The sequence below is a fragment of the Pectobacterium brasiliense genome, from assembly GCF_016950255.1.
Lineage (GTDB): Bacteria > Pseudomonadota > Gammaproteobacteria > Enterobacterales > Enterobacteriaceae > Pectobacterium > Pectobacterium brasiliense.
The window spans coordinates 362,691-375,626 of the sequence record NZ_JACGFN010000003.1; the positions used below are offsets into that span (position 1 = coordinate 362,691).

At 52.0% G+C, this 12,936-nt stretch carries 13 protein-coding genes; 5 read left to right on the forward strand and 8 right to left on the reverse strand.

Annotated elements, in window-relative coordinates; genetic code table 11:
* Nucleotides 1–88: 88 nt before the first annotated feature.
* The 4 genes from hflK to H4F65_RS21020 all read left to right on the forward strand — a co-directional run bounded on the left by hflK (nt 89) and on the right by H4F65_RS21020 (nt 4,070).
* Nucleotides 89–1,348 carry an FtsH protease activity modulator HflK gene (hflK, locus tag H4F65_RS21005; protein ID WP_010285819.1) on the forward strand — a complete coding sequence of 420 codons (1,260 nt, stop codon included), beginning with the start codon at nt 89–91 and terminating at the stop codon, nt 1,346–1,348.
* Nucleotides 1,349–1,351: 3 nt separating this feature from the next.
* Entirely contained in the window at nt 1,352–2,347 is a 996-nt protein-coding gene (hflC, locus tag H4F65_RS21010) for a protease modulator HflC (RefSeq protein ID WP_010285807.1), read from the forward strand.
* Nucleotides 2,348–2,471: 124 nt separating this feature from the next.
* Entirely contained in the window at nt 2,472–2,672 is a 201-nt protein-coding gene (locus tag H4F65_RS21015) for a DUF2065 domain-containing protein (protein ID WP_010285804.1), read from the forward strand.
* Nucleotides 2,673–2,771: 99 nt separating this feature from the next.
* A complete protein-coding gene (locus H4F65_RS21020) occupies nt 2,772–4,070 on the forward strand; it encodes an adenylosuccinate synthase (protein WP_010285802.1) in 1,299 nt (432 codons plus the stop codon).
* A gap of 109 nt (nt 4,071–4,179) precedes the next feature.
* On the opposite strand, the gene mpl is transcribed toward H4F65_RS21020, so the two are convergent.
* Nucleotides 4,180–5,565: a UDP-N-acetylmuramate:L-alanyl-gamma-D-glutamyl-meso-diaminopimelate ligase gene (mpl, locus tag H4F65_RS21025; RefSeq protein WP_010285801.1), complete on the reverse strand. Its 1,386-nt coding sequence runs from the start codon at nt 5,563–5,565 to the stop codon at nt 4,180–4,182.
* A gap of 169 nt (nt 5,566–5,734) precedes the next feature.
* On the opposite strand from mpl, the gene fbp reads away from it, so the two are divergent.
* A complete protein-coding gene (gene fbp, locus H4F65_RS21030; RefSeq protein ID WP_010285800.1) occupies nt 5,735–6,739 on the forward strand; it encodes a class 1 fructose-bisphosphatase in 1,005 nt (334 codons plus the stop codon).
* A gap of 82 nt (nt 6,740–6,821) precedes the next feature.
* Here fbp and ruvX read toward each other — a convergent pair whose 3' ends face one another.
* The 7 genes from ruvX to metK form a co-directional block, all read right to left on the reverse strand.
* Nucleotides 6,822–7,241, reverse strand: a complete 420-nt coding sequence (ruvX, locus tag H4F65_RS21035; protein WP_010285799.1) for a Holliday junction resolvase RuvX — start codon at nt 7,239–7,241, stop codon at nt 6,822–6,824.
* Nucleotides 7,241–7,804, reverse strand: a complete 564-nt coding sequence (locus H4F65_RS21040) for a YqgE/AlgH family protein (protein ID WP_010285798.1) — start codon at nt 7,802–7,804, stop codon at nt 7,241–7,243. The genes ruvX and H4F65_RS21040 overlap by 1 nt, the downstream gene beginning before the upstream one ends.
* An 83-nt stretch (nt 7,805–7,887) precedes the next feature.
* Complete coding sequence (gene gshB / locus H4F65_RS21045; RefSeq protein WP_010285797.1) at nt 7,888–8,847, reverse strand: glutathione synthase; 960 nt, start codon at nt 8,845–8,847, stop codon at nt 7,888–7,890.
* Between the two features lie 11 nt (nt 8,848–8,858).
* On the reverse strand, nt 8,859–9,593 hold the full coding sequence (rsmE, locus tag H4F65_RS21050) for a 16S rRNA (uracil(1498)-N(3))-methyltransferase (protein WP_010285796.1): 735 nt from the start codon (nt 9,591–9,593) through the stop codon (nt 8,859–8,861).
* A 117-nt stretch (nt 9,594–9,710) separates the two neighbouring features.
* Nucleotides 9,711–10,409, reverse strand: a complete 699-nt coding sequence (gene endA / locus H4F65_RS21055) for a deoxyribonuclease I (protein WP_010285795.1) — start codon at nt 10,407–10,409, stop codon at nt 9,711–9,713.
* A 96-nt stretch (nt 10,410–10,505) separates the two neighbouring features.
* A complete protein-coding gene (locus H4F65_RS21060; RefSeq protein WP_039285348.1) occupies nt 10,506–11,018 on the reverse strand; it encodes a SprT family zinc-dependent metalloprotease in 513 nt (170 codons plus the stop codon).
* A 122-nt stretch (nt 11,019–11,140) separates the two neighbouring features.
* Nucleotides 11,141–12,292: a methionine adenosyltransferase gene (metK, locus tag H4F65_RS21065; protein ID WP_010285793.1), complete on the reverse strand. Its 1,152-nt coding sequence runs from the start codon at nt 12,290–12,292 to the stop codon at nt 11,141–11,143.
* Nucleotides 12,293–12,936: the final 644 nt, after the last annotated feature.

Consider the following 12,936-nt stretch of genomic DNA (forward strand, 5'->3'; position numbering starts at 1 on the left):
GTACAAACAGTCTGAGCGGCGAAATAGTCTGACGGACTCTGGGATATTGAACCTGAAGAACACCTATCATAAAGAATGGAGCTAAAACATGGCGTGGAATCAGCCCGGTAATAACGGACAAGACCGCGACCCGTGGGGGAGCAGCAGCAATAATGGCGGCAACTCTGGCGGAAATAACAATAAAGGTGGCCGAGATCAGGGGCCGCCGGATCTGGACGACATCTTCCGTAAACTGAGCAAAAAACTCGGCGATCTGGGTGGCGGAAAAGGTTCTGGCTCAAGCAACAGCGGAAATTCTGGCGGCCCAGCACTGGGTGGCCGGATTGTCGGTATCGCTGCCGTCGCTGCGGTTGTCATCTGGGCTGCTACTGGTTTCTATACCATTAAAGAAGCGGAACGCGGTGTCGTCACGCGCTTTGGTAAATTCAGCCATTTGGTTGGTCCGGGTCTTAACTGGAAACCGACCTTCATCGATTCTGTTCGCGCGGTGAACGTTGAATCGGTGCGTGAATTGGCGACGTCGGGCGTGATGTTGACGTCAGATGAAAACGTCGTGCGCGTTGAAATGAACGTGCAGTATCGTGTCACGCAGCCAGAACAATATCTGTTCAGTGTAACCAATGCGGATGACAGCCTGCGTCAGGCAACTGACAGCGCGCTGCGTGGCGTTATTGGTAAGTACACGATGGACAAAATTTTGACCGAAGGCCGTACCATTGTGCGTACGGATACTCAGCGTGTACTGGAAGAAACTGTTCGTCCGTACAACATGGGTATCACGCTGCTGGACGTCAACTTCCAGACCGCACGTCCGCCGGAAGAAGTGAAGGCCGCGTTTGATGATGCGATTGCCGCACGTGAAAACGAACAGCAATATATTCGTGAAGCGGAAGCGTACGCGAACGAAGTGCAGCCACGTGCTAACGGTCAGGCGCAACGTATTCTGGAAGAGTCTCGCGCTTATAAAACCCGTACCGTTCTGGAAGCTCAGGGTGAAGTTGCCCGTTTTGCCAGAGTTTTACCGGAATATAAAGCTGCACCGGAAATCACCCGTGAGCGTTTGTATATCGAAACGATGGAACGCGTACTGAGCCATACCCGTAAAGTTCTGGTCAATGACAAGGGGGGCAACCTGATGGTGCTGCCGTTGGATCAGATGCTGCGTGGACAAGGCGGTGAAAATACGCAAAGCAATAACAGCAGCAGCGCTAACCCACTGCGTTTGCCTGGCAACAGCAGCGGTGCGACGAATAGCAATCAAACGCGCAGCAGTAACAATGGAAATATCATGGATCAGCGCAGAGCAAATGCGCAGCGTGATGACTTCACTCGAGTAGGGAGAGAATAATCGATGCGTAAGCCCTTACTATTTATCCTGATCCTGGTACTGATGGTGGTCTATGCGTCACTGTTTGTGGTGCAGGAAGGCCAGCGCGGCATTGTGATGCGTTTCGGCAAAGTATTGCGTGATGACGACAATAAGCCGCTGATCTATGCACCGGGATTGCAGTTCAAGATTCCGTTTATCGACTCAGTGAAAATGCTGGATGCGCGTATCCAGACCATGGAAAACCAGGCTGACCGCTTTATCACCAAAGAGCAGAAAGACCTGATTGTCGATTCTTACCTTAAATGGCGTATCAGCGATTTCAGCCGTTACTATCTGGCAACGGGCGGTGGTGATATCTCTCAGGCTGAAGTGCTGCTGAAACGTAAGTTCAGTGACCGTCTGCGTTCCGAGATTGGTCGTCTGGATGTGAAAGGCATTGTTACCGACTCGCGTGGTCAACTGATGTCTGACGTGCGTGAAGCGCTGAATACCGGTACCGGTGAAACGACCGAAGCCGATAATGCGATTGCTTCTGCTGCTGCGCGTGTTGAGAAAGAGACAACGAGCAACGAACCTCATATCAACCCTAACAGTATGGCTGCGCTGGGTATTGAGGTTATCGATGTGCGAATTAAGCAAATCAACCTGCCAACTGAAGTCTCTGACGCGATTTATCAACGTATGCGTGCAGAGCGTGAAGCGGTAGCGCGTCGCCACCGTTCACAAGGTCAGGAAGAGGCTGAAAAGCTGAAAGCGACGGCCGACTATGAAGTCACCCGTACGCTGGCTGAAGCTGAACGTCAGGGACGTATCACCCGTGGTGAAGGGGATGCCGAAGCGGCGAAACTGTTTGCTAACGCATTCAGTGAAGATCCTGACTTCTACTCTTTCGTTCGTAGCCTGCGCGCGTATGAAAGCAGCTTCAGTAATAATCAGGACGTGATGGTGCTCAGCCCGGATAGCGACTTCTTCCGCTACATGAAGTCACCGGAAAGCAGCATGGTTCCACGCCGCTGATAGTCATTCACTGACGTCTTATCAAGCCCGGGTTCTTTCTCCGGGCTTTTTTTTGCCATTTTCTGGCAGAGACAAATCCAAGCGTTTGGTCCTGTTTGTACTTAAAGCAGGAAAGGGGGTGGTTATGAATTCAACGATTTGGCTGGCGCTCGGGCTGGTTTTGGTGCTCGAAGGATTGGGGCCGCTACTGTTTCCCCGCCTCTGGCGACGTATGATTTTGGGAATAGCGCAGTTGCCGGATACTATTTTGCGCCGTTTTGGCGGCGGAATAGTTGTTGCAGGGTGCGTGATCTACTACATGTTGCGTAGCCGGATGGGTGGCTAAAATTAAGCGGAAAAATGTGCGCAATCGTGTGCTAAAAGTACTGAAAGCATCCAAATGAGATGGTAGAATCCTTTTTTAAGCAACCTGGTGATTCTTGAAATGGGTAAGAACGTCGTCGTACTGGGCACCCAATGGGGTGACGAAGGTAAAGGCAAGGTCGTTGACCTGCTGACTGAACGGGCTAAATATGTTGTGCGCTATCAGGGTGGACACAACGCTGGCCACACGCTGGTTATCAACGGTGAAAAAACCGTCCTTCATTTAATTCCTTCTGGCATTCTGCGTGAAAATGTTGTCAGCATCATCGGTAACGGTGTTGTGCTGGCGCCTGACGCATTGATGAAAGAAATGACGGAGCTTGAAGCGCGTGGCGTCCCGGTACGCGAACGTCTGCTGCTTTCTGAAGCCTGTCCGTTAATCCTGCCTTATCACGTCGCGCTGGATAACGCGCGTGAAAAAGCGCGTGGTGCGAAAGCAATTGGTACGACTGGCCGTGGTATCGGCCCTGCGTATGAAGATAAAGTTGCTCGCCGTGGCCTGCGCGTTGGCGATCTGTTTGATAAAGAAACCTTTGCTGTCAAACTGAAAGAGATCGTCGAATACCATAACTTCCAGTTGGTTAACTACTATAAAGCGGATGCCGTCGACTACCAGAAAGTGTTGGACGACGTGTTAGCGATTGCCGATATTCTGACTGGCATGGTCGTTGATGTTTCCGATCTGCTGTACAAAGCGCACTTGCGTGGCGATTTCGTCATGTTTGAAGGCGCGCAGGGTACACTGCTGGATATCGACCACGGTACTTATCCGTACGTGACCTCTTCAAACACCACTGCGGGCGGCGTTGCTACCGGCTCTGGTCTGGGTCCACGCTATGTAGACTACGTACTGGGTATCGTTAAAGCTTACTCTACCCGTGTAGGTGCAGGTCCATTCCCGACTGAACTGTTTGAAGACGTGGGCGAGCATCTGTCTCAGAAAGGTAACGAGTTTGGCGCGACCACGGGTCGTCGTCGTCGTACCGGCTGGCTGGATGCGGTTGCCGTACGTCGTGCAGTACAGATCAACTCGCTGTCTGGTTTCTGCCTGACCAAGCTGGATGTTCTGGACGGCCTGAAAGAGATTAAAATCTGCGTAGGCTATCGCCTGCCGAACGGCACCGAAGTGGATACCACTCCGCTCGCTGCTGAAGGCTGGGAAGGTCTTGAGCCGATTTACGAAACGATGCCAGGTTGGTCTGAAAGCACGTTTGGTGTGAAAGATCACAGCAAACTGCCGCAGGCTGCGCTGAACTACATCAAACGTATCGAAGAAATCACTGGTGTGCCGATTGATATTATTTCTACCGGCCCAGATCGTAGCGAAACGATGGTGCTGCGCGATCCGTTCGACGCTTGATTTTGCCACCCTTAATGGGTGAGGCGAAGATGAAAAAGGACGGGATTCCCGTCCTTTTTGCTATCTGCCGTTTGGCCGTCGTGGTGTGAACGACGACGGCTTCTACCTGTTATTCCTGAACGTCTTTGGCCTTCTGCGCTTTGTTCTTCAGGCCATCCAGCAGCTTATTGTGGATATTGCCGAACCCGCCGTTGCTCATCACCAGAATGTGGTCGCCAGGCTGTGCGGTCTTGACGATGTTTTCTACCAGCGTGTCAATATCTGCGCTCCAGTGAGCGGGCTGTACGCAGGCTTCCGCAACTTCTACCACCTGCCATGGAATATGTGTCGGCTGGAAGAGGAAAACTTCATCGGCGCGGCCTAATGACGGTGCTAGCTCGTTTTTGCACATCCCCAATTTCATGGTGTTCGAACGGGGTTCAAGCACAGCCAAAATCCGAGCCGTACCGCCAACCTTGCTGCGTAGCGCCGACAGCGTCGCCAGAATTGCGGTAGGGTGGTGCGCAAAATCGTCATAAACCGTGACGCCGTGCTCCGTACCGCGTAACTCCAGACGACGACGTGCGTTGATAAATCCACCCAGTGCGCGGCAGGCATCAGCAGGCAGTACGCCAACATGGTGAGCTGCAGCAATGGCCATCAGCCCGTTGTGCATATTGTGTTCGCCCACCAGTTTCCAGTGGACTTCACCGACGAGTTCATTGTTCAGGTAAACCTGATATTGGCTGGCATCGATCGATACTTTTTGTGCCCGCCATGTGCCTTCTTCGCCAACCAGTTCCTGCTCGCTCCAGCATCCCATTCCCATCACCTGTTTGAGGTTAAGGTCATTGGCTGGCAGGATGATTTTCCCGCTGCCGGGCACCAGTCGCACAAGATGGTGGAACTGTTTCTGAATGGCTTTCAGATCGTCAAAGATGTCGGCGTGATCGAACTCAAGATTGTTGAGCACCAGCGTTCTTGGGCAGTAATGTACGAATTTGGAACGTTTGTCGAAGAACGCACAGTCGTATTCATCGGCTTCAAGCACCATGAACGGGCTGTCACCCAAGCGTGCTGAAACGGTAAAGTTGCCGGGAACGCCACCGATTACAAACCCAGGCTGATAGCCACAATCTTCCAGAATCCAGGTGACCATCCCTGCCGTGGTGGTTTTGCCATGTGTACCCGCAACGGCGATCACCCAGCGATCGCGCAGCACATAATCATGCAGCCACTGTGGGCCGGAAACATAAGGTAATCCCTGTTCCAGTACGGCTTCGACGCACGGGTTTCCGCGCGTCATCGCATTACCGATGATGACCAAATCAGGCGCAGGGCTAAGCTGTGCCGGGTCGTATCCCTGAATCAGCGTGATTCCCTGTTCTTCAAGTAAGGTACTCATGGGGGGATAAACATTTGCATCTGAGCCTGTGACATCATGCCCCAGCGAACGAGCAAGTAGGGCAAGGCCACCCATAAAGGTGCCGCAGATACCTAAAATATGAATACGCATACATTTTCCATCTTCACAGTGAGTCTGCGTCACATTCTAACGCTATGAATCCACCATAAGAAATGGATTTGACTAGGTACTCACTTTCTCTTTGGGCTACACTGCATGCGCAAACGTTGGCGGTGCAGAAATGAAACCGCTTTTCATCCGTAGATTCTGGAATAGTGTTATGAAAACGTTAGGCGAATTTATCGTCGAAAAACAGCACGATTTCTCTCACGCCACAGGTGAGCTTACCGCGCTGCTGTCTGCTATTAAACTGGGTGCCAAGATTATTCACCGTGATATCAATAAAGCGGGTTTGGTTGATATCCTGGGAGCCAGCGGTATTTCTAATGTTCAGGGCGAAGTGCAGATGAAGCTCGATCTGTATGCCAATGAGAAACTGAAAGCGGCATTAAAAGCACGTGGTGAAGTGGCAGGTATCGCCTCCGAAGAAGAAGACGAAATTGTTATCTTCGAAGGTGATAAGGCGGAAAATGCCAAGTATGTCGTTCTGATGGATCCGCTGGACGGTTCGTCGAATATTGATGTAAACGTCTCTGTCGGTACGATTTTCTCTATTTATCGTCGTATTACGCCGCTGGGAACGTCAGTCACGGAAGCGGACTTCTTGCAGCCGGGTAGTCAGCAGGTCGCTGCGGGCTACATCGTTTACGGTTCTTCAACCATGCTGGTATACACCACGGGTCACGGCGTTCACGCCTTTACCTACGATCCGTCGCTCGGTGTGTTCTGTCTCTCGCATGAAAAAGTTTGCTTCCCGGAAAAAGGGAATATGTATTCCATCAACGAAGGGAACTACATCAAGTTTCCTGTCGGCGTGAAGAAATACATCAAATACTGTCAGGAGCAGGATGAAGAGACGCAGCGTCCTTATACGTCGCGTTACATCGGCTCACTGGTTGCAGATTTCCACCGTAATCTGCTGAAAGGCGGAATTTATCTGTACCCAAGCACCGCGAGCTATCCGAAAGGTAAACTGCGTTTGCTGTACGAATGCAACCCGATGGCGTTTCTGGCGGAGCAGGCAGGCGGCAAGGCCAGCGACGGTAAAAACCGTATTCTGGATATCACTCCAGAGAAACTGCATCAGCGTTCACCGTTCTTCGTAGGAACAGAATCCATGGTTGATGACGTCGAACGTTTCATCCGTGAATTCCCAGACGCCTAATTAACACTAATTAGTCGTTAATACTAATCAGTCGTTAATATAGTCCCGTGTGGTCGGATATTTGGCTACACGGGATTGTCTTTTAAAATTGTGCTTCGAACCAGCTCTCCAGAATAATCACCGCAGAGGCAGCATCAACGCTCCCTTTATCCAACGCTTTAAAGCCACCGCGTTCGAAGAGATCGGCACGCGCTTCCACTGTACTCAAGCGTTCATCGTGTAACTCAATCGCGATGCCAAAACGGCCATGCAGTCGGTTAGCGAACTTCCGCGCCCGTGCTGTCAGGGGTTGTTCGGTGCCATCCATGTTGAGCGGCAAGCCGACGACGACCAGATCGGGCTGCCATTCTGACAACAGCTTTTCCACTTTTTGCCAATCGGGTATCCCTTCCTGCGCCTTGAACGAGGTCAGTGCACGCGCTGTACCGGTAATTTCCTGACCGATGGCGACACCGATACTTTTTGTCCCAAAATCAAAGGCAAGAATGGTTCTACTGGCCATCAGGCATGTCCTGCTTCGGTGGAGATATTATGAATATCGATGCCCAACTTTCTGGCCGCCGCCCGCCAACGTTCGGCAATCGGCGTATGGAACAGAATGTCTTTATCGGCTGGCGTTGTCAGCCAGGCATTATCCAGCAGTTCTTCTTCCAACTGGCCGTTCTCCCACGCGGAATAGCCTAAGGCAACCAGCGTATTTTTCGGCTGATTAGGCGTACCTAACGTTTCCAGCACGTCTTTTGACGTGGTGATCATGGTGTCCTCAGAAATACTGATGCTGGAACCAAAGCCGGGGCAGGGCGTATGCAGGATAAAACCACGGTCGTCTGCCAATGGACCGCCAATGAAGACGGGTTTATCCAATCGAATGGCAGGATCGCGCGGTGTCGGATCTATTTTTAGCTTTTTCAGCACATTTTCCACGGAAAACTGATCCATCGGTTTGTTGATGATCAGCCCCATGGCTCCGTCTTCATTATGTTCGCAGATATAGACCACCGAACGTTTAAATACAGAGTCCTGTAGTGCTGGCATAGCAATGAGGAAGTGATGCTGTAAATTCATTGTGTATTTTTATCGATATCCGTCAGCGTTGGAGAAACGGCCCGTATTGCGCGGGCCGGGTGGCGTGTCAGGTGTCTCTGGTCTTAGCGGGTACGTGCAGCCAGACGCTTTTCAATGGCGTCCATCAGCATGCCAGTGATGGAAACATCCGGGTAAGCCGCTTCGATTTCACGCACGCAGGTCGGGCTGGTGACGTTAATTTCTGTCAGACGGTCACCGATGATGTCCAGACCGACGAAAATCAGCCCTTTGGCTTTTAACGTTGGTGCGACATCACGGGCGATTTTCCAGTCGCTTTCGGTTAGCGGACGTGCTTCGCCGCGCCCACCGGCTGCCAGATTGCCGCGTGTCTCACCGCTTTTCGGGATACGCGCCAGGCAGTAAGGAACGGGTTCGCCATCGACCACCAGCACGCGCTTGTCGCCGTCTTTAATTGCAGGCAGGTAGTTTTGTGCCATGCAGTAACGGGTCGCGTGTTCGGTTAGCGTTTCGATGATGACCGAAACGTTGGCATCATCCTGCTTCAAACGGAAAATAGACGCGCCGCCCATGCCGTCGAGCGGTTTTAGAATGACGTCGCCGTGCTTTTCATGGAACTGGCGCAGTTTGTCTGCTCGACGCGTAACGAGCGTATCGGGGGTCAGATGCGGGAACCAGGCGGTGAACAGCTTCTCATTGCAATCACGCAGGCTCTGCGGCTTGTTGACGATCAGCGTACCTTTCTCTTCCGCACGTTCCAGAATATAGGTGGCGTAGATGAACTCCGTATCGAACGGCGGATCTTTACGCATCAGCACCACATCCAACTCTTCCAGCGCAATATCCTGCTCGCCGGAGAAATCGTACCAGCCGTCGTAATCGTACTGGACGCTCAGGCGACGCGTTGTTGCACGCGCGACGCCCGCATGCATATAGAGATCGTTCATCTCCATATAATGCAGTTCCCAACCACGGCGCTGTGCTTCCAGCAGCATGGCAAAGCTGGTGTCTTTCTTGATATTGATGGTGTCAATCGGATCCATCACGATACCGAGTTTGATCATTCTTTTCTCCTTTACCCCAAATCGCCGAAACGTACCTGTAAGGCGGTCATGGCGGTGAGTGCAGTGGTTTCTGTGCGCAAAACGCGTGGCCCCAACAGGATATCAGTGAATCCGTATTCTGAGGTCATGGTAATTTCACTGGCGGTGAGCCCGCCTTCCGGGCCGATCAGTAGCCTGACCCGAGCGACCGGCAGTGGTAACGTATTGATGCTCTGTGTGGCGCGTGGGTGCAGATTTAATTTCAACGCGTTGTCTTGCTCCGCACACCAGGCTTCCAGCGTCATCGCTGGCCGCACCTGCGGCACACAATTGCGGCCGGACTGTTCGCAGGCGGCAATCGCAATTTTCTGCCACTGGCTAATTTTTTTCTCCATTCGCTCGGCATCCAGTTTGACGCCACAGCGTTCAGAAAGCAGTGGGGTAATCACATTGACGCCCAGCTCGATGGATTTCTGGATAGTAAACTCCATCTTCTCGCCGCGCGACATCACCTGTCCCAGATGTAAATGTAGGGGCGATTCTTTATCTTCCAACTTACCTGCTGTGAAGCGAACGCGCACACTCTTTTTGCCAGCCGCGATGATTTCTGCATCAAAGACATGATTGCTTCCATCAAACAGCTGCAATGACTGACCCGTCGTCATGCGTAACACGCGACCCACATGATTGGCGGCATCGTCACTCAGTTCGACTTCACCACCGTTAAGGGGGAGCGTGTCGGGATGAAAAATGCGTGGTACTCGCATACTGGATTCAGACCTTTGAATAAAATAGAGCGGCGTAGAAACGCCAGAAATAGGCAAAACCACCGTCATCTGGCGGTGGTTTTGCTGGAAACAGATTCGCTATAGTAGGTAGACGAACTAGCGCTGGCAAGCCTGTTGAACGTAGGGATTTGGGTTTCCCTGTTTTGCGGCGATGCGCTGATTGCGGGTACATTCCCACTGGGTGACTGGGTATTGCTTATCCCAGGCTTCGAACAGCTGGGTTTGCTGGCTTGAAAGGCGTAACTGATAGCGGTCGCGCATATAGAAATAGGTACGTGCGATCTGGCCGCGGGCGCGGGCGGGCGGTTCTGCCAGATTATTTTTGAAATCGACCTTCATCTCGCATTGACCATATTGGGATGCACCGCCGTTCCATTGTCCGTACATGGCATTGCCGCGATCGCCGTTTACTTCGCCGATAGCGGGCTGCAGGTTATGCAAATCGGTTTCCATCTCGCGGTAGACGGGATCGCTGTTACAGTTCTTTCTGCCGCCATCCTGCCAGCACTGGCGCTGGTGGCCGAATTGCCAGGCTGGTACAACGTGCTCCCACTCGATACGGCTGGCACGCTGCTCATTTTTCCTCACCTGATAGCCGCAGGATTCAAGGTCGGGCGTGCCTTTCTTGCCCTGCCACGTAATCTTGCAGCCACAGTAGAACGAACCCGGCGCATCGCGATTAATGTCGACAGCGGCGGCCTTGGCCTGCGAAAAATTATTGATGTTTTGACCCAGCGCGGTGGCTGAAAACAGACCCGCGCCTACGGCGGCGATAGCGAGAATTTTGCGTAGCATATTCCAAATAATCCACAGGCTGTAAAGTTGGCAGACTACCGGATGTGTCGTCGGCAGGCAAATGCAAAAGCAGTTTTTAAAACTGGAAATTCCCTTTTAAATAGAACTTTTTACATCATGACGTAAGGTTTTCCCGCAGCGACGACAGCGATATTCTGTTTCGCCGCGTAGCACCCGATTGTGCCGGCGGATTGTCAGCTCATGCCGTTGGCAATCACACAGGTAGGTGAAGGTTTTCCCCTGTACGGATTGCACCGCAAACCGATGCGTGCGTTTTGCCGGGACGTGCAGGACGCTTTCCATCATCCAGCGCCATTCCTTGCCATGTGGTGCGACACGGCCAAAACGTGCATAAACCAGCAGATGGGCTAACTCATGGGGAACCACTTCATCGATAAAGGCTTGCTGGTTTTCTTGTAACAAGACGGGATTCAGCCGAATTTCCCAGTGTTGCAGCCAGGCCGTTCCTGCGGTTGAACCGCGTTGCTGGTAATTTACTGTTGGCTCGGTGTAGTCCGTCTGCAGGGTGAGGTTAGCCTGCTGCAATTTATCACGCAGACAGCGCATCACAGCCTGATGGCTGGCAATGGGGATTCGGGGTGTGTTCATTGTTGTGAGCATAAATTGAGTGGCAGGGAGACGCAATAGGCGAAGTGGAGGGAAATTCGGGGGAGATAGAATGAAAAACGGCGAATTTTCATTCGCCGTTTGGTCTTTATTGCGTCGCCAGATTACAGGCCAGCAGCTTCACGCAGCTCTGCGGCTTTGTCCGTTTTTTCCCACGGGAAATGTTCGCGGCCAAAGTGACCATATGCTGCGGTTTCCTGATAAATCGGATGCAGCAGATCCAGCATCTGGATTAAGCCGTAAGGGCGCAGATCGAAGAATTCACGCACCAGCAGCGTCAACTGCTCGGTGGAGACTTTCTCTGTGCCGAAGGTTTCGAGCATGATGGAGGTTGGTTCTGCTACGCCGATAGCGTAGGACACCTGAATTTCGCAGCGATCGGCCAGGCCAGCCGCGACGATATTCTTGGCGACATAGCGTGCTGCGTAGGCAGCAGAACGGTCTACTTTAGACGGATCCTTACCGGAGAACGCACCGCCACCGTGACGTGCCGCGCCGCCGTAGGTATCAACGATGATTTTACGGCCAGTCAAACCACAGTCACCCATTGGGCCGCCGATAACAAAGCGTCCGGTTGGGTTGATGAAATATTTGGTATTGGCAGACAGCCATTCTGCTGGCAGAACCGGTTTGATGATCTCTTCCATCACTGCTTCATGCAGATCTTTCTGGCTGATGTCTTCTGAATGCTGGGTAGACAGCACCACGGCATCGATGCCGGCAATCTTGCCATCGTCGTACAGGAACGTAACCTGGCTTTTTGCATCCGGACGCAGCCACGGCAGAGAACCGCTCTTGCGGACTTCTGACTGACGCTGAACCAGACGGTGTGCATAAGTCACAGGTGCGGGCATCAGGACGTCGGTTTCGTTAGTCGCATAACCGAACATCAGACCCTGATCGCCTGCGCCTTGTTCCAGCGGATCGCGGCGGTCAACGCCCTGATTGATATCAGGAGACTGCTTGCCAATCGCACTCAGTACGGCGCAAGAGTTAGCGTCAAAGCCCATTTCAGAATTGACATAACCGATATCACGCACGGTACGACGGGTAATTTCTTCGATGTCGACCCAGGCGCTGGTGGTAATTTCACCACCGACTAACACCATGCCAGTCTTTACATAAGTCTCACAAGCGACACGCGCTTTTGGGTCTTGCTCCAGAATGGCGTCGAGAACCGCATCAGAAATCTGGTCAGCAATTTTATCAGGATGTCCTTCAGAGACTGACTCGGACGTAAAAAGGTGTTTAGCCATGAGTTTCTTTACCTTCAAATCAAAGCCGTTAAGCAGTGTAATCAGTTAATCGGTATAGACGGATTAACATCTGGATGGCTATTCTAGGTCACCTTTTGGTCTCAGTGCCAGTGGTTTTTCGCATTAGCGCGCCATCGTCCTTTTATCATCGGCCGTTTTTTCTTTTACAAGAGATGACTAGCGGTAATTTTCATTTTGCTTTTCCAGCAGCATGTAGGTATAAACGGCGAGCGGTGATGCAACCCGCGACATCTTGAATTTTTATTGATAGCTGACCGCATAGCCTGCGGCGCACGTGGAGGTGGTAGGATTAATGATCCGTTGTTTACTGAGTATATTGCGTTCGCAATATGTCCCTTTTGACGCTACCGCGTCCGCGACTCAACCCTTCTTTTCCGTTTCTCGACGTAGCCTGTCTTTAAATTCGACACAGGACTCCAGGGCTGGTTAACCTGCCTGTTATTCTTTCTGCCAGAAGCGTTTAGCGTCTTTCTGGTCACGTTCGCCCGGTGATTTTCACAACGAGTTTTATCGACCCGTAACACGGAGCCTGACAACGTGTTTTACACTAATAAGAGTAATAAAGTGACGGCATACTTCACTACGCCGGTTTTTTTACTGTCGATGCCGCATGTTGCAGGTAT

Bases quoted from the DNA above. Each gene is read 5' to 3' on its own strand.
- rsmE (WP_010285796.1), bottom strand. From the start codon at position 9,593: ATGCGAGTACCACGCATTTTTCATCCCGACACGCTCCCCCTTAACGGT.
- gshB (WP_010285797.1), bottom strand. From the start codon at position 8,847: ATGATCAAACTCGGTATCGTGATGGATCCGATTGACACCATCAATATC.
- metK (WP_010285793.1), bottom strand. From the start codon at position 12,292: ATGGCTAAACACCTTTTTACGTCCGAGTCAGTCTCTGAAGGACATCCT.
- H4F65_RS21060 (WP_039285348.1), bottom strand. From the start codon at position 11,018: ATGAACACACCCCGAATCCCCATTGCCAGCCATCAGGCTGTGATGCGC.
- fbp (WP_010285800.1), top strand. From the start codon at position 5,735: ATGAAAACGTTAGGCGAATTTATCGTCGAAAAACAGCACGATTTCTCT.
- H4F65_RS21020 (WP_010285802.1), top strand. From the start codon at position 2,772: ATGGGTAAGAACGTCGTCGTACTGGGCACCCAATGGGGTGACGAAGGT.
- endA (WP_010285795.1), bottom strand. From the start codon at position 10,409: ATGCTACGCAAAATTCTCGCTATCGCCGCCGTAGGCGCGGGTCTGTTT.
- ruvX (WP_010285799.1), bottom strand. From the start codon at position 7,241: ATGGCCAGTAGAACCATTCTTGCCTTTGATTTTGGGACAAAAAGTATC.
- mpl (WP_010285801.1), bottom strand. From the start codon at position 5,565: ATGCGTATTCATATTTTAGGTATCTGCGGCACCTTTATGGGTGGCCTT.
- hflC (WP_010285807.1), top strand. From the start codon at position 1,352: ATGCGTAAGCCCTTACTATTTATCCTGATCCTGGTACTGATGGTGGTC.
- H4F65_RS21015 (WP_010285804.1), top strand. From the start codon at position 2,472: ATGAATTCAACGATTTGGCTGGCGCTCGGGCTGGTTTTGGTGCTCGAA.
- hflK (WP_010285819.1), top strand. From the start codon at position 89: ATGGCGTGGAATCAGCCCGGTAATAACGGACAAGACCGCGACCCGTGG.
- H4F65_RS21040 (WP_010285798.1), bottom strand. From the start codon at position 7,804: ATGAATTTACAGCATCACTTCCTCATTGCTATGCCAGCACTACAGGAC.